The 20,718-nt window shown below is 68.4% G+C and carries 16 protein-coding genes; 4 read left to right on the forward strand and 12 right to left on the reverse strand.

The annotated features are described in order from the left end of the window. Window positions 1-9: 9 nt before the first annotated feature. Complete coding sequence (locus DAT35_RS05185) at window positions 10-1,311, reverse strand: c-type cytochrome (RefSeq protein WP_108065791.1); 1,302 nt, start codon at window positions 1,309-1,311, stop codon at window positions 10-12. Window positions 1,312-1,589: 278 nt separating this feature from the next. On the opposite strand from DAT35_RS05185, the gene DAT35_RS05190 reads away from it, so the two are divergent. Continuing rightward, a complete protein-coding gene (locus DAT35_RS05190) occupies window positions 1,590-2,258 on the forward strand; it encodes a sterol desaturase family protein (RefSeq protein WP_108065792.1) in 669 nt (222 codons plus the stop codon). Window positions 2,259-2,286: 28 nt separating this feature from the next. Here the strand turns inward: DAT35_RS05190 and DAT35_RS05195 are convergent, their stop codons facing one another. From DAT35_RS05195 to mmsA, 7 genes are all read right to left on the reverse strand, one after another. Further along, on the reverse strand, window positions 2,287-3,426 hold the full coding sequence (locus tag DAT35_RS05195; RefSeq protein ID WP_108065793.1) for a hypothetical protein: 1,140 nt from the start codon (window positions 3,424-3,426) through the stop codon (window positions 2,287-2,289). Window positions 3,427-3,720: 294 nt separating this feature from the next. Then, a complete protein-coding gene (locus tag DAT35_RS05200; protein WP_369945114.1) occupies window positions 3,721-4,149 on the reverse strand; it encodes an imm11 family protein in 429 nt (142 codons plus the stop codon). Between the two features lie 151 nt (window positions 4,150-4,300). Next, window positions 4,301-5,608, reverse strand: a complete 1,308-nt coding sequence (locus DAT35_RS05205) for an AHH domain-containing protein (protein WP_108065794.1) — start codon at window positions 5,606-5,608, stop codon at window positions 4,301-4,303. 48 nt (window positions 5,609-5,656) lie between these two features. Beyond that, the gene (upp, locus tag DAT35_RS05210; RefSeq protein WP_108065795.1) at window positions 5,657-6,295 is read right to left on the reverse strand and encodes a uracil phosphoribosyltransferase; all 639 of its coding nucleotides are present in this window, start codon (window positions 6,293-6,295) and stop codon (window positions 5,657-5,659) included. 42 nt (window positions 6,296-6,337) lie between these two features. Then, entirely contained in the window at window positions 6,338-7,528 is a 1,191-nt protein-coding gene (locus DAT35_RS05215; RefSeq protein WP_108065796.1) for a URC4/urg3 family protein, read from the reverse strand. Further along, the gene (locus DAT35_RS05220) at window positions 7,521-8,774 is read right to left on the reverse strand and encodes a GTP cyclohydrolase II (RefSeq protein WP_108065797.1); all 1,254 of its coding nucleotides are present in this window, start codon (window positions 8,772-8,774) and stop codon (window positions 7,521-7,523) included. Before DAT35_RS05220 ends, DAT35_RS05215 begins: the two co-directional genes overlap by 8 nt. A 63-nt stretch (window positions 8,775-8,837) precedes the next feature. Continuing rightward, a complete protein-coding gene (gene mmsA, locus DAT35_RS05225) occupies window positions 8,838-10,322 on the reverse strand; it encodes a CoA-acylating methylmalonate-semialdehyde dehydrogenase (protein WP_108065798.1) in 1,485 nt (494 codons plus the stop codon). Between the two features lie 398 nt (window positions 10,323-10,720). Between mmsA and DAT35_RS05230 the strand changes: the two genes are divergently transcribed. The 3 genes from DAT35_RS05230 to DAT35_RS05240 all read left to right on the forward strand — a co-directional run bounded on the left by DAT35_RS05230 (window position 10,721) and on the right by DAT35_RS05240 (window position 13,742). Beyond that, the gene (locus DAT35_RS05230) at window positions 10,721-11,524 is read left to right on the forward strand and encodes an endonuclease/exonuclease/phosphatase family protein (RefSeq protein ID WP_233261313.1); all 804 of its coding nucleotides are present in this window, start codon (window positions 10,721-10,723) and stop codon (window positions 11,522-11,524) included. A gap of 65 nt (window positions 11,525-11,589) precedes the next feature. Then, entirely contained in the window at window positions 11,590-13,131 is a 1,542-nt protein-coding gene (locus DAT35_RS05235) for an alpha/beta fold hydrolase (protein WP_108065799.1), read from the forward strand. Between the two features lie 68 nt (window positions 13,132-13,199). Then, window positions 13,200-13,742, forward strand: a complete 543-nt coding sequence (locus tag DAT35_RS05240; protein ID WP_108065800.1) for a hypothetical protein — start codon at window positions 13,200-13,202, stop codon at window positions 13,740-13,742. On the opposite strand, the gene DAT35_RS05245 is transcribed toward DAT35_RS05240, so the two are convergent. From DAT35_RS05245 to DAT35_RS05260, 4 genes are all read right to left on the reverse strand, one after another. Beyond that, window positions 13,717-15,930: a CHASE domain-containing protein gene (locus tag DAT35_RS05245; protein WP_158501558.1), complete on the reverse strand. Its 2,214-nt coding sequence runs from the start codon at window positions 15,928-15,930 to the stop codon at window positions 13,717-13,719. The genes DAT35_RS05240 and DAT35_RS05245 overlap by 26 nt on opposite strands. A gap of 162 nt (window positions 15,931-16,092) precedes the next feature. After that, on the reverse strand, window positions 16,093-17,271 hold the full coding sequence (locus tag DAT35_RS05250) for a lipid-transfer protein (protein ID WP_108065802.1): 1,179 nt from the start codon (window positions 17,269-17,271) through the stop codon (window positions 16,093-16,095). A 47-nt stretch (window positions 17,272-17,318) separates the two neighbouring features. Further along, a complete protein-coding gene (locus DAT35_RS05255; RefSeq protein WP_108065803.1) occupies window positions 17,319-19,898 on the reverse strand; it encodes a peroxisomal multifunctional enzyme type 2 in 2,580 nt (859 codons plus the stop codon). Window positions 19,899-20,054: 156 nt separating this feature from the next. Further along, window positions 20,055-20,528: a YdeI/OmpD-associated family protein gene (locus tag DAT35_RS05260; protein WP_158501559.1), complete on the reverse strand. Its 474-nt coding sequence runs from the start codon at window positions 20,526-20,528 to the stop codon at window positions 20,055-20,057. Window positions 20,529-20,718: the final 190 nt, after the last annotated feature.

Consider the following 20,718-nt stretch of genomic DNA (forward strand, 5'->3'; position numbering starts at 1 on the left):
ACGTGCCTCCTACTTGCCCGAGCTGGGACCGCCCGCCTTGATCCACTTCGCCAGCGCGAGCGCCGTGGGCTCGTCGACGAGTGAGGCATACGTGGGCATGGTGGTGCCGGGGACGAACTGCTCGGGGTTGCGGATCCACTTCGCCAGCTCCTGCTCGGACTTGCCGGCGGCCTTGGCGATGCGGTCGTGGTAGCGCGCGCCCGGGGCGTGGCACAGCGTGCAGCCCAACCGGGCGAAGAGGGCGGCGGGGTCCACATCCTTCTTGGGCTCGGCCTGCGCGAGCACGAGCTCCGCGAGCCGGGCGGGCGCCGAGGTACGCACGGGCGAGCCCGGCTCCAGAGCCTGCGTGGACGTGGAGGCCGGCACCACCCGGGCGGACGGAGCACCGGGCGCCGGGACGGAGTGGGGCCGGGCGCCGGGCACCTCGTGGCGACGCAGGGGCAGCGAGCGGAGGAATTCGTACATGGCCTGCATGTCCACATCATCCGCGCCGCGGTAGCGGGGCATGGGGTAGCGGACGATGGCACCGGGAGCGAGCCCGTCGCGCACGGCGCGGGTGAAGTCCTCGAGGCTCCAGCCCTGGAGGCCGGTGGCGTCGAAGGTGATGTTGGCGGAGCGGATGGGCTTGCCATCAGCGCCGAGGAACTCGCGGCCACCGGAGTAGCCCTTGGAGCCGTTGGCGGCCTCCGGGTCGAGGCTGTCCGTGTGACACCCGCCACAGTCGAGCACGCTCGCCATGTAGCGGCCGTACTCCACGGTGGGCCCCTTGGGAGGCACGGGCATGCCCGAGGCGGGATGGTCGGGCACACGGGTCACCAGACCGAAGGCCAGCCCGCCCAGGAAGGAGAAGTCCGTGCGGGGAGCCACGGTGGCATCGGGCTCGAAGAGCGGGTGCTGGGAGCGCATGAAGCCCAGCACGGCCGCGAGGTCCTTGTCGCCCATGATGGAGGAGGGCATGGGGATGAGACGCCCGTCGCGGCTGACGCCGTAGCGGATGACGCGGGCCAGCTCCTCGTCCTTCGCCGAGCCGATGCCGGTGGTGGGATGAGAGGTGAGGTTGGCGGTGTAGAGCGTACCGAGCCACCCGGGCGCGTCCTTCATGGGCGCCCCGGTGACGCGCTGGGAGTCGGGCCCACGGTGGCAGCCCTCGCAGGCGCCACGGAAGATGCTCTCGCCGCGCTTCAGCGCTTCGGGGGTGCGGTCCGCCTGGATGGGCGGATAGGCGGTATTGGCGACACTGGCGCACCCGGACAGCAGAGCGCTGCCCACCAGCAAGGTGCCATACACGGCGCTCAAGACTCGTCGGCGCATCCGTTCGCGACCTCCAGAGAAATCCAGAATGCCGCAACTCCTGGTTAAACGGTAGACACCGCCCGTCCGTTCCCTCCCCGGGCAGGCACGCCTGGAGCGTGGGGGAGGGAGCAGAAGTCCGGGGGTGGGAAGACCCGGAATTTTCGTGGAGCCCGCGTCTGGACCCGGGGGTATATAGGGGCCGCGGCGGCGTATCCGCCGTGTCCGTCAGGCAACGCCTCTGTTGCCCTTCCGGGGGCCGGCCCCGACCGACACCCCGCATCTAGGCTGGTACGGCCATGAAGACCCAGTACGAGCGCCATTCCTCCGCGCGGATGTTCGAGAACAACTTCCTCGAAGCCGCCTCGAAGATCCACCCTGTCGTTCCCTTCGTCTTCTACATCCCGATCATCACGGCCATGCTGGGCTGGGGGCTGTGGAGCGGGACGACGAGCCTGGGAAAGGCCGCCCTGTTCGCCCCGCTGGGGTACCTCACGTGGTGCTTCATGGAGTACACGCTGCACCGCAACCTCTTCCACTGGGAGGGGAACGGGCCGCTCACCCGGCGTTTCCACGCCATCATCCACGGCTACCACCACACGTACCCGGATGATCCGCAGCGGCTGGTGATGCCGCTGGGGGCGAGCATCCCGTTGGCCATCGTCATCGGCGGGCTGCTGTGGTGGGTGGGCCGGCCGGACGCCACGATTCCGTACTTCGTCGGCATCGTGACCGGCTACCTCGTCTACGACTACCTGCACTGGGCGGTGCACTACAAGAAGCCGTGGACCAACTGGGGCAAGGCGATGCGCTCGCACCACATGGCGCACCACTTCGCCTGCCCGGACAAGAACTTCGGAATCAGCCACCGGTGGATCGACGTCGTGATGGGCTCGATGCAGGTGCGCGGGCAGGCGGCGCGCGACGCGGCGACGAAGCAGGACACCGGCACTGACGCGGCGGAGTAGTCCCCACCGCGCCGCACCGGCGCCCATCTCACGGGTGCGAGGCCGGGGCCGCCCATTGCCAGGCGGTGCCCCGGTGCAGGGCGGCGTAGATGGAGTCGCGCAGCTCGTTGCACTCGGCGTGGGTCAACGAGCGGTCGAGCGCACGCAGCACCACGCGCAGCAGCACGTTCTTCTGCCCGGGTGAGATGCCGAGCCGCCGGACGGCGGTGGACGGCAGCACCTCGTAGGGCGTCTCCGAGAGCACCTCGACGGACTCCACCACCTCGGCGCGCGAGCCGAGCGCGGCGCGCACCGCGTCTCCGAGGTCTTCGGAGGTGGCATCACCCTCGAGCACCAGGGACAGGTCCCTGCGCACGGCGGGCATGGAGGAGACCTCGCGGTAGGGCTCCAGGTCGAGCAACTGCGAGGCGATGCGAGGCTCCTCGGCGCGCAGCAGGCGGATGTCGTCCAGGCCCTTGCGCAACATGAGGATGCGGTCCAGCCCGAGTCCCATGGCGAGCCCCGAGATGCGTGCCGTGTCGAGCCCGCTGTCCGCGAGCAACGCCGGGTGGGCCAGACCGCACTCGCCGATCTCCACCCACTCGTTGCCAGCGCGGACATCCATCTGGAGCCCGTCCGTGGTGTACGGGTGCTGGGAGGGAGAGGTGCGCAGGGGGAGCCCGGGGAGCAGGGTGTGGACCACGGTCTCCACCATGTGGAGCAGCTCCCTGACGCCGAGCGGCGCTCCATACCGGATGCGCCAGAGGTCCATCTGGTGGGGCTCGCCGGTGTGGAGCCGGTCGATGCAGTCGCGCCGGTAGACGAGCCCAGGACAAGCGAGCAACACATCTCCGGGAACCCGGGGAGAGGCGGCGAGCTGGCGCAACAGCAGGGGAATCATGGCCGAGGTCTGGGTGCGCAGCAGCGCGGTGTCACAGACGTAGCGGGTGTAGCGCGCATCGCGAGCGGCACCGTCGGGCGGATAGCGGAGCCGGTCGTAGTTGTCGGAGACGGAGACGATGGGGCTGCTCCGGTGCAGCCGCACGTCACAACGCCACGCCTGGCGGAGGGCCGCGAGCGCGTCGTCGACGAGGCGCTGCATGGCATGGGGGCCGGAGGAGGGGTCAGTCAGGTCACGGATGGACAGGGCACGGCGGACAGCGTCGGAGCTGAGGATACGGACGGACATGGAAGGGCTCTCTCGGAGTGGAGTGGAAGGAGACGACTCCAGGCAGCGCCTGGTGCTCGGAGACCCCCCGAACCCCTGGTCCAGGTGGGCGTCACGCCGAGAGGCGATCTGCCGAGGGAGAGAGCGGGCTAGCGACGCAGCACGGCCTCCCGGCACCTGGTGGGGCTCGGGGGGCGGCTAAATCGACGCTGGCACGTCAGGAGAACCATCGCTCAAAGAAGGTAAACGCAGTCCGGGCCGGATGCAATCCGGGACCTCACGAAAACCTCGGGAGCAGGAGGGCCGGCCGCCCGCTCACACCTCGACGAACCGCGCGCCGGTGAGACCTTCCGCCTCCATGGCCTGCTTGAGGTCCTCGGAGATGATGAGACCCAGGGACCAACCCCAGGTGCGGAAGATGCGCGCGTCCCCCACCTTGGACGGGTCGATGCGCATGCCTGCGACGGACCGGTACCGTCCCACCTTCTCCGGCTGACCATCCTCCGGCTGCCAGTACAGAGCCTCCTCGCACCGGGCGTCGTCGATGCAGCGGATGGTGCGCAGTGTGTTGAGGATGAAGAAAGACCCGGCGTGGCCCTCCACCTGAACGGGGATGAACTGCACGTCCTGGACACCCAGGCGCTCGAAGAGACGGACGAAGCGACCGTGGACCACGGGAATGGCAAAGGCGGCCCAGCAGAAATCCAGCTCATGCCCAGAAACATCGAGAGGAAACCGAGGCACGCACTCCAGTTCGAGACGCCTGCCCTTGAAGAACTGCCAAGGACTGATGTCTTCGCCCTTTTCGTCGATAGGGCCACCAAGATGCCACCGCCCTGGATGGTACCTGTCGTCCATCAAATCGTAGTACCTGGACATGTCGTCTGCTCCGGTATCAGTCCTGAGACTGCGTTGCCAACCGATGGAGCCGTGAGCCCGGAGTGCATACCTCTTCAGCGATTTTCCGGAGAGCCTCCGCCAGCTTGCTTCTACATTGAGAGACGGTTTCGCAGTCTTCAATCGCCGCGCTGAGCTTCCTGAATATCTCTCGATGATACACCTCGGGATGAGGACCTTTGTGTCCCTTGAGGTAGACGAGGTTCTCCGCCGCATCCAGGCTCATCCCCGCCTTCGCGAAGAGCCTCTTGAACAAGGGCGTCCAGGGTCCGCCGGTGACCGTCGAGACTTCGTTCTTGTTCGTGGCGAGGTGGTGCCAGTGGTAGCCGGCCTTTGTCTCGGAGCCATCTGTGCAGGCGCTGCCCACCGCAGCGGCCACTGTGCCCACCGCGACTCCCGTGACAATGACGGTGCCGTCGGCCGCCATCTGCACCGTCGTCGCGCCGCCCATCGCCATGCCTCCGGGCAACGAGAACCGGGGCGCACGCAGCAGCGCGCCAAGTCCTCCCGTGGGGACCTCTGGCAACCCCCTGGCCACTCCCATGCTGGCCACCAGCATCAGCACCCGAAGTCCTGTTCCTCCCATCGCCTTGCCAAAGCGCTCCGCCGCTGCTTCGAGCTCCTCCACCGTCCTCGCCGCCTCCACCTCCCGGTACAACTGCACACAGGCTCGCGCCAACCGGGTGAGCTCCAACACGCCTACCGCCAGCGACAGCCTGAGCGTGAGTGTCGCCACGAATGCCTTGCTGAAAATGGGCTCGGGCACCAGCCACGCCGCGAAGTAGACGAGCACCGACAGCGCCACGCTCGCGACGAAGATGCGCGAGTTGAAGAGCTCCCGCGCTGCTTCGCGCACGCCCTCGCCCATGTAGCGGTGCGAGAGCTTCAAGGCCATGAAGAGGCGGCTCGTCTCCAGTGACTGTGGCAGGGGCAGCAGCGGAGGGCCGTACCGGGAAACATACTCCTCCCTCAAACGCAGTTCCCACTCCGCCGGCTGGCCTTGTTGCCCCGTCCCTGTCGATGCCAGGACGAGCTGGAGCTGGGACTTCTCCCTCGGAGGCAGGGACTCGTACAGCATCGCGAGCACCGCCCGGGCCTCTTCCACCCGGAGCCGCTCCAGGTTCGGGTCGGAAGCCACCGGTTCGAAGGAGAGCCTCAGCGAACCACCGGGCAGCGCGCTCGTCCGCACCACCTTCGGCTCCGCTCGCGACTCACCCGGAGCAGCCACCTCCGACGACGTGGCGCACGAGACCGTCAGGACCCACGACAAGACCATGGCCGCGCGTGCCAGCACAGGAGCTCTCATGCGCCGGCAGCATGCCCGTCCCCGGGTGGTCCCACCACCGCACGCGCGCTACCGCGTGCCGAAGAGCCGATCGCCCGCGTCGCCCAGGCCCGGCAGGATGTAGCCGTGCTCGTTGAGCTTCTCGTCCACCGCGGCGGTGAAGACGTGCACGTCCGGGTGGTGCTCGCGCAGGTTGGCCAGGCCCTCGGGACATGCCAACAGACACACGAAGCGCAGGCTCCCGGGCTTGCTCCGCTTGATGCGGTTGAGCGCCGCCACCGCCGAGTTCCCCGTCGCCAGCATCGGGTCACAGACGATGACATCCCGGTCCGCCAGCTGGTTCGGCACCTTGTAGTAGTACTCCACCGCCGCCAGCGTCTTCGGATCCCTGTACAGACCGATGTGACCCACGCGGGCGCTCGGCACCAGGTGCAGCATGCCGTCCAGGATGCCCTGCCCCGCCCGGAGGATGGCCACCAGCACCAGCTTCTTTCCTTCCAGCACCGGTGCCTGCATCTCCATCAGCGGCGTCTCGATGGTCTCCTCGGTCAGCTTCAAGTCCCGCATCGCCTCGTAGGCGAGCAGCAGGGAGATCTCCTGCAACAGCGCGCGGAACGAGGCCGTGCTCGTGTCCTTGCGCCGCATCAGCGTCAGCTTGTGCTTCACCAGCGGGTGGTCCACCACGGTGCAGTTGTCCGAGTAGTTCACGCCTGCCTCCTCATTCCTTCGGCTCGAGTGAAAAGAAGACCCTCAAAACACCGTCCCATCGCTCTCGATGCGGATGGGCGGTGTGCCCCCCGGGCGCTTCTCCGCGGCGATGCGTCTGCCCGCGCTCCACGTCCCGCCCTGCAGCACCTTCGCCAGCGGAAGCTGCTCCGCCGTCATCCCCAGCCGCTCACGCACCCGCTTCGCCACCTCGTCCAGCAGCGCCACCGTCAGCGCCCGCCACTCGACGATGGGCTCCGCTCCCGGCGCATAGGCGTCCGTGAGCAGCCGCGCGTCCCTCGGCACCAGCACGCCCCCGTCCACCAGCAGGCCACCGTTGCGGTACTCGGGCAGCCCGGTGAGCGCGTCCAGGTCCGTCACGGTGATGCCGCCTTCCTCCAGCGGCTCCAGCAGCGAGTACGTCAGCCACTGGGACAACTTGTGGAAGGGAACCAGCGATTCCGGGCTGCCCTCGGGCCCCAGCGCGGAGTGCGTCCACACATCGCCCAGGTTCACGCCCTCCAGCGTGATGCGTCCCGGCCAGATGGGGCCGAGCGACTCCAGCACCCGCCCGAGCACCTCCGTGGCGGGCACGCGAGGCCCCTTCCCCACCAACCGGTCATACAGCGCCCCGGGCCTCGGCAGCGCCCGCCCCAGCCCGTGCAGCAGCGCGAGCCGCCCCTCCAGGCCCGCCAGCGGGTTGGACTCCGTCACCTGGAAGCCCCGCGCGAGCGCCTCGAGGCTCAACCGCCTCAACCCCTCGGCATCGGCCCGCAGCGGCTGGCTCGGGTCCGAAGAGAACGCTCCCGCGAGGAACATGCGGAAGCTGGCCACGGCCAGGCCCTCGGAGCGCGCATACGTTCCACCGCCGGGCTCCACGTACTTCCACGAGGGCCCACTGCCCGCATCCAGCAGCACGCTCGTGACGACCAGGTCCAGCTTCGCCCGGGCCCGCTCGGCGGGCGGCAGCGAGGCCAGACGCGCATCCAGCTCCGCGTTGCGCCGCACGCCGCCCACGTCGAAGTGACCCCAGCGGCTGTGCACCGGAATCTCCAGCGTGGGGTACGACGCCCGGGTGACGTCCAGCACGTAGTCCGCCAGGGCCGGCAGCCGCTCGAGGTCCACGCGGAAGTGCTTCAGCTTGCCCGCGAGCCCCAGCTCCAGCAGGGCCCGACAGCGCTCGCGGATGGCCCGAGTGCTGAGCAGGTACGCGACGGTCGAAGAGACCTCAGGCATCGAGCGCCCTGCCCTTCACCTCCACGAGCTCCTCCTTCGTGGCCACCTTGCCCGTGGTGAAATAGCCGGCGGCCTTCTTCGCCTCCATCTCCACCTTGGCGTCGGCGGGGACGAGCTCCTCCGGAATCGGCACGCGCTCGAGAATCTCGATGCCCGAGCGGACGATGGCGTCGTGCTTCATGTCGCTCATGGACACGAAGCGGTGGATGCGGGTGATGCCCAGCCAGTGCAGCGCGTCCGGCATCAGTTCCTGGAAGCGCATGTCCTGCACGCCGGCCACGCACTCGGTGCGGTGGAAGTAGGTGGCCGCCGAGTCCCCACCTTCCTGGCGCTTGCGCGCGTTGTACACGAGGAACTTCGTCACCTCGCCCAGCGCGCGGCCCTCCTTGCGCGAGTAGACGATGACACCCGCGCCGCCGTCCTGCGCCGTCTGGATGCACACCTCGATTCCGTGCGTGAGGTAGGGCCGGCACGTGCAGATATCGCTGCCGAACACGTCCGAGCCATTGCACTCGTCGTGCACGCGCACCGCCAGCGGGATGTCGGGGTTGGAGATGGTGTCCATGTCCCCGAAGAAGTAGAGGGTCAACCCGCCAATCGGCGGCAGGAACACCTCCAGGTCCGAGCGCGTAATGAGCTCGGGGAACATGCCGCCGGTCTGCTCGAAGAGCCCGCGGCGCAGCGCCGCCTCGGTGAGGCCGAAGCGCTTGGCGATGCCCGGCAGGTACCACACCGGCTCCACCGCGGCCTTCACCACGCTCACGTCGCCGTTGGCGCAGAGAATCCTGCCATCCGGCTTGAGGCGCCCGGCGGTGATGGCATCGCGCAGCTCGGGCATGTTGATGTGCGCGCGGGTGATGGCGATGGTGGGCCGGATGTCCATGCCCTGCTCCATGTGGGAGCGGAAGACCTGCGGCGCCACAGCGCCCCACGGGTCCATCGACACGATGCGATCCGGATCATTCCAGGCCTTGTGGGGGCCAATCTGGACGGCGGGCGCGGTGTTGGTGAGGTCCGCGCGGTGGTCCTGCGTGAGCTGTCCGGCGGCCACGGCAACGGCCCGGTAGATGGCATACGAGCCCGAGTGCGTGCCGATGACATTGCGGTGCGCGGGCTCGGTCAGCGTGGCGATGACGGGACCCCGGCGCGACGACTCGGAGTCTCCCCACTTGATGGGGATGACCTGGCCATCACTGTCCGGGTGAGAGGTGAGACGGATGTGGTTGACGGGCTTCTTGTCAGACATTGAGGCGCCCTCCTCGGAGTGCGCGCTACGGGGGAAAAAGAAAGAACGGGGGGAGGGAAAGCGTCAGCTCATCCAGCTGCCATCGGTGCGGGTGGTCCACTTCCGGGTGACCTTCTTGAGGTCCGTCCAGAAGCCGAGGCTGGCCACGCCCGTGATGTCGCCGTGGCCGAACTTGGACTCGCCGGTGCCGCCGAAGGAGAAGGGCTCTCGAGGCACGGGCACGCCCACGTTGACACCCACCATGCCCACGCGCGCCCCTTCCACCACGGCCTGTGCCACCGCGCCATTGGTGGTGAAGACAGACGCCGCGTTGCCATAGGGCGAGGCGTTCTCCACCTCGAGCGCCGCCGACAGCGTGGGCACGCGGATGATGGACATCACCGGGCCGAACAGCTCGCGCTGCGCCGCCTCCATGTCCGGGCGCACGTTGTCGAGAATCGTGGGTCCGAGCCAGTAGCCGCCCGCCCACTTCTCACCCACGGGCTTCTTCCCGCGCCCATCCAGCAACACCCGCGCTCCGGCCCGCTCCGCCGCGGCGATGGCTGTCTCCAGACGGTTGAGGCTCGCCCGGTCGATGATGGCGCCCATGCCCGGCCCCACCTCCAGCCGGGAAGCGCGCTCCACCAGCTGATCGACGATGTGCTGCACATTCCCCACCGCGAGCAGCACGCTGGCCGCCATACAGCGCTGGCCGGCGCACCCGGTGAAGGAGTCCATCACGGCCTGCGCGGTGAGGGCCTCGTCCGCATCGGGCACGACGATGAGGTGGTTCTTCGCCCCGCCGAGCGCCAGCACGCGCTTGCCCTGGGCACTGCCCTCCGAGTACACGCGCCGCGCCACGGCGGACGAGCCCACGAAGCCCACCGCGCGCACGTCCGGGTGGGCCACCAGCGCCTCCACCGTCTCGCGCCCGCCGTGCACCACGGAGAAGATGCCGCGCGGAATGCCCGCCTCCACCATGAGCTCGCCGAGCGCGCACGCGGTGAGGGGCACCTTCTCCGAAGGCTTGAGGATGAACGCATTGCCCACCGTCAGCGCGATGGGAATCATCCACATGGGCACCATGGCGGGGAAGTTGAACGGGGTAATCCCCGCCACCACGCCGAGCGGCTCGCGCCGGAACTCGCACGTGACGCCGCGGCTCACCTCCATCGCTCCGCCCACGTCGAGGTTCTGCAGCGAGAGCGCGAAGTCACACACCTCCAGGCCCTTGAGGAGACCCGCTCGCGCCTCGGCCACCGTCTTGCCGGCCTCGCTCGCGGCCAGATGAGACAGACGATCCAGGTTGGACTCGAGCAGCGCGCGGAAGCGGGCCATGAGCGTGGTGCGCTCGCGCAGGGGGGTGGCGCGCCAGCCGGGCGCGGCGGCCCGTGCGGCCTCCACCGCCTGGGCCACTCCCTCGGCGGGCGTCAGCGGCACGCGGCCGATGACGCCTCCGGTGTACGGGCTGTGCACATCGAGAAGAGAGGCATCTCGCGGGACGAGCCACTCTCCTCCCACGAGGTTTCGGCAGGTGGTAACGCTCTCGGGCAACTTGACAAAGGACACTCGCGCTCCCCCACGGTAACGACTGCGTCACGCGCAAGCATACCAAGCATTCTCAAGAACCCGGTAATCCCGTGGGAACGGAAGGAGGGGAAAAGTAGGTCTGTTTCCAGACACTTGCACCGTGCGACGCGGCGCGCAGTGACAAGGGCCTCGGACTGCTCGTAGCCGAAGAAGGCGCCCGCCAGGGGAAGGACCAGGCTGCCCATTCTCAGGACGCTTGCCGGGTTGTCGGGCACGTGCTCCGTCAGGAGGAACGTCTCCATCGACTGGAGTGCCCAGGCGCCTTCACCGCGTTTGCCGGGCCACACCTCCGAGTCCCCGCGACCACGGGCCTCGTCCCCCTCCAGCCACGTTCGCACCGCGAATCCCCTGGCCTCCGCCCTGCAACCAGACGGGGCATGCACGCCCCCCTGCTCGCGGTGCTCTCCCTCTTCTCCACCGGCGCGGACACCTCGCCTCCCCCTCCGGCCTTCAAGGCCATGACCTACAACGTCCTCTACGACGCACCCGCCGAGGACGTGGAGAAGTCGCTCGACGTCATCGAGAAGGAGAAGCCAGACATCCTCTGCCTTCGCGAGCTGACGCCGGGCTTCGCCAAGGCTTTCCGGAAGCGGCTCGGCAAGGAGTACCCGCACACCGTGCTCGCGCCACGCGGTGGCACCTGGGGCGTGGGCATCGCGAGCCGGCATCCCCTGCTCCGCACCGAGCGCTTTCCCGAAAAGCCCCACCGCCTGCCCGCCATGGAGGCCGACCTGAAGCTCGACGGGCGCGAGTTGAAGGTGGTGTGCGTGCACCTCATGGCGCCCGGGGCGAAGCACACCCGCTCAGAGAGTCTGCTCGAGTCCCTGGAGAAGAACGAGAAGCTGCGCGAGAAACAGAGCAAGGCGCTGATGTCGCGCTACGAGGACGAGAAGAAACCCCTCCTGCTCCTCGGGGACATGAACGAGGGCCGCCGGGCCCCCGCGATGAAGGCCTTCGCCGCCGCGGGCTTCGTCCACTCCTGTGACGGTCCCGTTACATCTTGTGGCAACACCTGGCCCGGCGCGAACACCGCCCTGCTCTCGGTGGTGGAGATCGACCACATTCTCGGGCGTGGGCTCACCTTCTCGGAGGCCCGGGTGCTCCGCTCGGGGGGCTCGGACCACTACCCCGTTCGCGCGCTCTTCAGCATCCAGCAGGACGCTGTCCCACGAAACAAGTGACACGCGCACGGGCGCGTGGTGTTCATCCCGCGCGGCGTCCTCGTTGCCTCTCCTGGAGACACCTCATGATCCCGAAGCCCTCTCGCCTGGCCGCATCGCTCGCCGCCGTGACGGCGCTCACCACCGGATGCAGTGGCAAGGAACCGCCTCCCGCTCCTCCTCCCGAGGTCTGCACCGGTACCACCGCGCTCGACGTGCTTCCGGGGACGTATCCGAATGCCTTGGAGCTGTCGGGCACTGGCGCACTCGAAGTGGCCATCCTCGGGGATGCCACGCTCGACGCTCGCACGGTGGATCCTTCCACCGCCTTCCTGTCCGACCCGGATGGCTCCGCCCCGAGCGTCTCCGCGGAAGCCACGCTCCGCGAGGAGGACGTGAACGGCGATGGTCAGGTGGATGCGGTGCTGCGCTTTCCCCTGCCCACGCTGGTGGAGCAGGGCGTCCTCCATGCCGAAGTGAGCCGCCTGAAGCTGGACGCGAAGACCCGCTCCGGCACCGAGATGAGTGGCTGCAACCGGGCACATGCCTCGGGCCACCTCCTCGCCCGGATGCCAGCCCCCACCGGCCCGTACGCCGTGGGCACCACCACCTTCGACTGGGTGGACCCCTCGCGTGACGAAACCTTCACCAAGGCCAAGAAGGACAAACGCGAGCTGATGGTGCGTGTGTGGTACCCCGCCTCGCCATCTTCCCGGGCCCAGCCCGCGCCCTACTTCCTCGTGCGCCGCGAGGGCATCGCGACACTGCAAGGCGGCGGCTTCGACATTCCACCCGGTCTGCTGGACTTCGTCCACGCGCACGCCGTAGCCGAGGCCCCACTCGCCGCGGGTGAGCGATTCCCCGTCATCCTCTTCTCGCCCGGCGCTGGCTACTCGCCCACCTTCTACACGTCGCTGCTGGAGGAGCTCGCCAGTCACGGCTACGTGGTGGTGGCCACCTCGCACACGTACACCACCGGCGCCGTCATCTTCCCCGACGGCCGCTATGCCCCCAACACCGAGGAGCCCACCGGTCTCTTCGGCACACCGTACTTCGACGTCCTGGTGGAGGACCTGCGCTTCGTCCTCTCCCAAGTGCGCGCGCTCGACGCGGAAGACGCCCAGGGCCGGTTCACCGGTCGGCTCGACCTGGAGCGGGTGGGCGTGTTCGGCCACTCCATCGGCGGCGCCGCGGCGACCCTCGTCTGCCAGCAGGACTCGAGCGTCCGCGCATGCTCCAACCTGGATGGCACATTCCAGGGCTCCTGGGAGAAAGGCATCACCCAGCCGTTCCTCCTGGTGCACACCCAATCCAACAAGGATGGAACCCATCGCTCCTTCATCAAGGACAGACGCGGCCCCGTCTACGAGGCCTCGGTCTCCCAGGCCGGACACCTCACCTTCTCGGACATGCCACTCCTCCAGGAGTTGATGAGCACCTACGACCCGAAGGTGACCGCCGACGCCCTCGACACGGGAACACTGGCGCCGGAGCGCGCCGCGGCCCTCACTCGCGCGTGGGTGCTCGCCTTCGCGGACGAGTCCGTGAAGAACAGCGGCGAGTCTCCACTGCTCCAGGGAGGCTCGGGGGACTACCCGGAAGTGACGCTGACGCGACATCCCCACTAGCCGAGCGGCCGGGCGGACAACCCTTGGGGTTGACCCTCGAGGACACTTGCCGCAAAACGTGAGGTGGGATGCGAACCACCTCCTTCCGAGCGCTCAAGTGGTGGCTGCTGGCCCTGGCCCCAGCCTTCGTGGCCGTGCTGGGAGTGGCAGTCCCATGGCTGCGGCGTGGGCACACACATTCCCCGAATCCGTACACGCTGGAGGTGGTGGTCCGTCACTCGGGACACGAGCACCGCGTGCCGCCCGGTGGACCCGTCCCTCCTGGAGAGAAGCTCGGCTTCCAGCTCTCCACGGAACGCTCGGGCTACTTCACGCTCCTCGAGGTGGGCTCGGTACTCGGGGTGACGCACGTGCTCCCCAAACGGCACGAGCCGTTGGCCATCCCCGCGGGCCGGGCGCAGAAGCTCAACGGAGACGTCCGCCTGGACGCGGCATTGGGCCCCGAGCGCTTCATCGCGCTCGTCTGCGACACGCCCCTTCCGGAGGAGCGGGCACGCGAGGCGGCCGAGCACGAGCTGACGGAGGCCAGCGGCAACCCGGCGCAGATGGGCCCCCTGGACGTGCCCTGCCAGCAGACCATGTTCCTCATCGAGAAGGTGGCTCCCCTGTGAGCCACTCCGGGCGGTAGCGCACCTCCACGGAAGGAGCGTCGGCCACCAGCGCGCGGACCCTGTCGAGCTCCACGGGCTTGACGAGGTGCGCGTCGAAGCCCGCCTCGCGCGAGCGCTGGCGATCCGTGGCCTGCCCGTAGCCGGTGATCGCCACCAACCGAAGGCCCTCGCCCCCCGGCCCTTGTCGGATCCGTCGCGCCACCTCGTACCCATCCAGCCCTGGCAGGCCGATGTCGAGGAAGACCACCTCGGGCTGGAGGGCCTCCATGCACTTGAGCGCCGTCGTGCCGTCGTGGACCACCGTCACATGGTGTCCATCCATCTCCAGCACCTCGCCGAGCAGCTCCGCGGCATCCACGTTGTCGTCCACCACGAGCACGCGGCGACCCTTCGAGGGCACCTCCTGCTCGGGCCGCACATCCTCCGTCACCACCGGGACACGCTCCTGGGTCAGCAACGGCAGGCGCACCGTGAAGACACTGCCCTGCCCCACCCCGCCGCTCTCCACCTCCACGCACCCGCCGTGCAGCTCCACCAGCCGCTTCACCAGCGTCAGCCCCAGGCCCAGGCCGCCCTGCGCCCGGTCGAGCGTGCGCGCCACCTGCATGAAGGGCTCGAAGAGGTGGGGCAGCGCCTCGGAGGGAATGCCCATGCCCGTGTCCGCCACCCGCACCACCGCCTCGTCCGCCTCGCGCGCCAGCGTCAGGGTGATGCGGCCCCCGGGCTCCGAGTACTTGGCCGCGTTGTGCAGCAGGTTGGTGAGCACCTGCTCGAGGCGCACCGGGTCCGCCTCGGCCCACAGCGGGCCGTCCGGGAGCTCCAGGCGCAGCGAGTGCCCACGCGACTCGGCGAAGGGCCGCGTCATCTCCAGCGCACGTCCCACCGCGGCCACCAGCTCCAGCGGACGCTTCTGGAGTTGAATCTTGCCTCGCGTCACCCGCGACACGTCGAGCAGGTCATCCACCAGGCGCCGCATGTGGTGCACCTGGCGCTCCACCACGTCACGCTCCCGGTGGGTGTCCTGGCCAGACTGCTCCTTGCGCTCCATGAGCTGGACGGCGGTGAGCACCGGCGCCAGGGGATTGCGCAACTCGTGGGCGAGCATGGCGAGGAAGTCATCCTTGCGCCGATCCGCTTCGCGCAGCTGTGCCTCCACACAGTCCCGCTCGGCGAGCGCCATGCGCAGCCCGTCCGCGCTCCGCTCCGCCTCCCCATACGCCCGCACCTGGGCGAGCGTCAGGAAGAAGAAGACCAGGCTCACCAGCGCGCCCACACACAGGACGGGCAGCACCGCCCTTCCGGAAGCCGTCTCGTCGAAGGCCGGCAACGAGGAGAAGGTGAGCGTCCAGGGATGCCCGGCCACGGTGAGCGTCTCGGTGGTGGTGAACAGGGGCGCGTGCGGCAGGGCTCCGATGTCATGCGAGCTGTGCATCAGATACTCGGGACCCACCGCCGAGCCGTCGTAGAGCTGGAAGGCCACACGTGGCTGACGCTCGGTGCCGAAGATGCTTCGCAGCAGGTCGCCCGTGCGGAAGGGGCTGTAGACGAAACCCACGAGCGACTCGCGCCGCTGCTCCTGCGTGGCCGGCACATGGCCGCCGCGGTAGACGGGCAGGTACAACAGGAAGCCGGCCTGCTTCTCGCCGTGGATCTCCTGCTTGAGTGTCACCTTCGCGCTGAGGGCGGGCAGTCCGGTGTCACGGGCGCGCTCCATGGCCTCGCGGCGGCGGGGCTCGGAGTTCATGTTGAAGCCCACGGCCGCGAGGTTCCTCTCATCGTGCGGCTCCAGGAGGACGACGGAGTAGATCTCATCATCGGTGCTGGGCGCTGGCCAGACGTGGAAGCCCGGCAGTCCCATCTTCGTCCGCGCCTGGCGCTCGAACTCGGGGAGCTGCGCGCGAGACAAGCGCTGGGTGAAGCCGATGCCCTGGATGCCCGGGTAGTGGGCCTGGACATCCAGGATCTGGACGAACGAGACGAACTCATCCGGCGTCACCTCCTGCTGGGTGGCGAACAGGCCCTCGGTCCCCTGAAGGAGCGCGATATAGGTATCCAACCGGTGCTGGATACGGTCCGAGGTCGCCTGCACCAGGTTCTCGAAACGAGCCTGGTCCCTCGCCCGTGCGTTGGCCTTCAGCAGCAGGCCCGCACACACGGTGAGTAGCAGCGAGAGGACGAGCACACTCACGGGCACGAGGTGCCGGGGGAATCGGATGAGATGAGGAGGGCGCAGGAGTTTCGTCACGAAAAGGGGAAGGAGCGCGGAGCCTGACCACAACCCATCAGAGGCCCCTGCTCCATCCCCGGACCCGCACTCCGCGAGCAGGAGGGCGAGCGCTCCACCCGCCGGCTAGTCGCGACGGTACATCGTCACCACGCACGCACCGCCGAGGCCCAGGTTGTGCTGCAGCGCCACGCGCGCCCCCTCGACCTGGCGCTGCTCGGCCTGCCCACGCAGCTGCCATACCAGCTCCGTGCACTGCGCCAGGCCCGTGGCCCCCAGCGGGTGTCCCTTGGACAGCAGGCCGCCCGAGGGGTTGGTGACGAACTTCCCGCCGAAGGTGTTGTCACCGTCCCAGATGAACTTCTCCGCCTCGCCCTCCTTGCACAGGCCGAGCGCCTCGTACGTGAGCAGTTCGTTGGCGGTGAAGCAGTCGTGCAGCTCGACGACATCCACGTCCTCGGGGCCGAGTCCGGACTTCTCGTACACCTGCTTCGCGGCGAGGGCGGCCATGTCGAAGCCGACCATCTTGATCATGCTGTCGCCGAAGCTGGAGGGCATGTCCGTGGTCATCGACTGGGCGGCGATGTACACGGGGTTGGAGTGGCCCAGCTTCCGAGCGAACTCATCCGAGCACACGATGGCCGCGGCGGCGCCGCACGTGGGCGGGCAGCACTGGAAGCGCGTGAGCGGATCAAACACCTCGTCCGAGGCGAGGATTTCCTCCACCGAGAGCGTCTGGGTGAAGAGCGCGTAGGGGTTCTTGCTGGCGTGCTTGCGGGCCTTCTCCGAGATTTTCGCGAAGGTCTCGCGCTTCGTGCCGTACTTCCAGCGGTACTCGCGGCCGGCGCCGCCGAACATCTGCGCGGCGAAGGGCGACTGGTTCATGCCCTGGGCGCGGTTCATCGTGTCCACGTGGCGCTCGAGCGGGTTGGCGCGGTCGTCGAACTTGGAGGCGAGCGCACCCTTCTCCATCTTCTCGAAGCCGAGCGCGAGCACGCACTCGGCCATGCCGCCCTCGACGGCCTGGCGCGCGAGGTAGAGCGCGGTGGAGCCGGTGGAGCAGTTGTTGTTGACGTTGAAGACGGGGATGCCGGTGAGGCCCACCGAGTAGACGGCGCGCTGGCCGCAGGTGCTGTCACCGAAGACATAGCCGGCATAGGCCTGCTGGATGTCGCCATAGGTGATGCCCGCGTCCTTGATGGCCGCCTGCGCCGCCTTGGTCGCCATCACGTCGTACTCCTCGCTGGCGCCCGGCTTGGCGAACTTCACCATCCCCACTCCGATGACATTGGCTCGACGTCCCATGGTTGCTCTCTCTTTCTCTTGGAGCGGTGTGATGACCCAGCAGTGGACTACAGGAGGAAGCGCACTCGCCTGGCGGCCAGCACATCCCCATCCACACGCAGCTTGCCCTGCATGTAGAGCCGCGTGACGGACTGAGGGTCCTGCTGCAAGGTGACCAGATCCTCGTCGGCGATGCGCACCGTGGTGTCGGGCTTCTCCACGGTCCCCTCGCGCACGCCCGGCGAGCCCTTGGCATCCACCACCCAAAAGCCCTTGGGCTCGGTGACGTGGAACTGGATGACGGCATCCACCTCGCGGGCCAGCTCGGGCTTCTGCGCCAGCCGCTCGCCGAGAGCCTTGAAGATGCCTGGAGCGCGGCCGTTGCCCACGCTCCCCCCGCTGCCCCCACTCGAGGCCGGAGCCGCGGATGCCTTCGCGGCGGGAGCGCCCTCAGCGGAGGGGCCCACCTTCGCGAGGAACCCGAGCTTCTGCGAGGCCATCACGTTGCCGGTAATCTTGAGCTTGCCGCCGAAGTAGAGCTTCTGCGGATCCGCCTTGCCGGAGGTCATCGCGAGGAAGTCCGCGTCGGTGAGCTCGAGCGTGCAGTCGGCCTTGCCCTGGGCGCCCTCCTGCACCGCGCCGGCGCCGTTCTTGAGATCCAACGTCCACGCGCTGTCCGGCTGGAGCAGCTTGAAGTGGTAGACATTGGCCACCTTGCCGACGAGCTCGGGGTGCTGAGCCACGTAGCCCCGGAGGGTCTCGAAGACGCGGGCGCTGGCGGAGCCACCACTGGACTGCGCGGGAGCACTCGCCTGCGCGGGAGCGGCGGGCTTCGCCTGGGAATTGGGTACTTCCTTGTGGAGCTCCACGACGGCATTGCTGATGACGACCTTGTCGCGCTCGACGACCTTGCAGCGGATGATGATGCGCTCGCCGTCCTTCCACATCTCGGTGCGGAGCGTCTCACCGGGCAGCACGCTGTCGGCGAAGCGCACGCGGATGCTCTTGAAGAGGCGCGGGTCGCCGTTGGCGAAGGCCTTGATGACGTGGCGGCCCACGTAGCCGAAGGTGCACAGGCCGTGGAGGATGGGCCTCTGGAAACCGAAGTTCTGGGCGAACTCCGGGTCGGCGTGCAGCGGGTTCCAGTCGCCGGACAGACGGTACAGGAGCGCCTGGTTCTCGTGCGTCTTCTCGGTGATGACGGCGTCGGGCTCGCGCTGCGGGGGAGCGATGTCCGTCGAAGGCCCTCGGTCTCCTCCCCAACCCCCGGCGCCGCGCACGAAGGTGGTGATCTCATTGCGCACGAGCGGCTCGCCCGTCTGCGCGTCGTAGCTGGTCACCTCGGTGACGACGAGCGCGTTCTTGCCCTTGTCGAAGATGTCCTTGATGCGGCCCTTGTGGCGCAACGAGGCCTTGGCGGGCAGCGGACGGAGCAGCTCGGTGTACTGCTCGCCGTGGAGGACGCGGTCCAGGCCGTAGTTGAGACCCGGGGCCTGCTTGCCCTCGGCCGCCAGCTTGAGGACGGTGTTGAGGGCGGGAATGACGCCGTAGGTGGGCAGCGGACGGAAGCCGTCGCCGTGGAGCTCGTAGACGTACTGGAGCTCCTTCGTGTCGAGCGGATCCTGCGCGGCGCCCACGCCCAGCGCGTAGAGCGAGAGGTCGCGCTCGTCATAGGACGAGGTTGCCTCGGGGAACTGGTAGCCGAGCGCGGCGTCGACGTCGATGAACTCGTTGCCGCCCTTGCTCTGGGAGGTGAGGTTGTCCATCACCGGCTGCATGCCGGCGGCCACGTCGGTGGGGTGGGTGGCGTCGGTGAAGTCGGTGACGGCCTCCCATGACTGCTGGACGGCCTCGGGGGTGATGGAGCGGCCGAGCTTGAAGACCTTGCCGCGGGTGCGCTCCCACCGGAGCTTCGCCATGAAACCGCCACCCACCTCGAACAGGGCGCCGGACTCCTGGCAGTCCTCGTGACAGAGCCAGGCGGCGAGCGGGCTGACGTACTCGGGCTTGAGCACGTCCACCACCTCCTTGGGCAGCACGGTCTCGGTCATGCGGCTGCCGGCGATGGGGGCGATGGCGTTGACGAGGATGTTCTTCTTGCGGCCCTCGATGGCGAGCGTGTTGGCGAAGCCCACCAGGCCCAGCTTGGCCATGCTGTAGTTGGCCTGCCCGAAGTTGCCGTAGATGCCGGCGGCCGAGGCCGTGAAGAGGACGCGGCCGTAGTTCTGGTCACGCAGGTGGGGCCAGGCGGCCTGGGTGACGCGGAAGGCGCCGAGCAGGTGGACGCGGTAGATGAGCTCCCAGTCCTGCTCGGTCATCTTCTGGAAGCTGGTGTCGCGGAGGATGCCGGCGTTGTTGATGACGATGTCCAGGCGCTTCCACGTGTCGAGCGCGCTCTGGACGATCTTCACGCCGTCCTCGACGGAGTCGTAGTTGGCGACGGCCTCGCCCCCGGCGGCCTTGATCTCCGCGACGACCTTGTCGGCGGCCTCGGAGCCACGGCCACCACCGGTGCTGGAACCCCCGAGGTCATTGATGACCACCTTCGCGCCACGGCTCGCGAGCAGCAGCGCATGCGAGCGGCCCAGGCCATTTCCGGCGCCAGTGACGATGGCGACCTTCCCGTCGAAACGAAGCTCGTTGCCCATTCGGTCTCCTTGCGGACCGGGAGCAGACGACGGGACGAGGACTTTGACAAGTGAGTCAATCGCCCCCTGACCCACCGATGGGAGATGGGGGGATGAGGGGATGACGCACCCTGGCGTGGACTCCGTGTGTGCCCCGCCGACGCAGGGAGAGAGGCCTCAGCCCTTGAGTCGCTTGCCCTCGGTGAGCATCACCACGGACTTCGCGGCGCGGGCCAGGCGCGTCTCGGGGCGTTTCGCCTCGCGGACGAAATCGGCGTACTCCCGCCGGTGCGAGTAGGACAGCGCCTCGAAGGCTCGGCGCGCGGCGGTGTTCTTCTTCAGCGCGGCCTGGAGCTCCTCTGGCACCTCGACGGTCCGCTCTTGCGTGTCGGGCTCCAGGGAGATCTCCAGCGTGTCGCCAGGAGACGCGCCTGCCTCTTTCTGAAGCGTCTTGTTCACCACGAGGAAGTGCGAGCCATCCCCCACGGGCATCGCCGAGCCTCGGAAGGGCACACCGTTGACCGTCCCCTTCACCGCCACCCGGGCCCTGCTTCCGAAGAGCTTCTCCACGTCGAACGGGATGCGGACCGTGGACCAGGTACCGGGAACCCCGCTGTGCTCGAGCTTCGCCTTGAACGCCTTGGGAGCCATGGCCGCGCAAGTTGACCCAGAAGCCGGTCCCAACGCCAGGGCACCCTCCTGCTTCCAACCCATCCACCTCAGAAGGAAGACATTCCCCGCAAACAGACCGGCGGCCGGCACCCAGGTGAAAGGGGGCCGGCCGCCGGAGCACGACAGTTCAGATTCCAGCCCGGTCCATCCAACAGTCCGGGCCGGCGGA

It is taken from the genome of Vitiosangium sp. GDMCC 1.1324 (genome assembly GCF_003044305.1).
Lineage (GTDB): Bacteria > Myxococcota > Myxococcia > Myxococcales > Myxococcaceae > Archangium.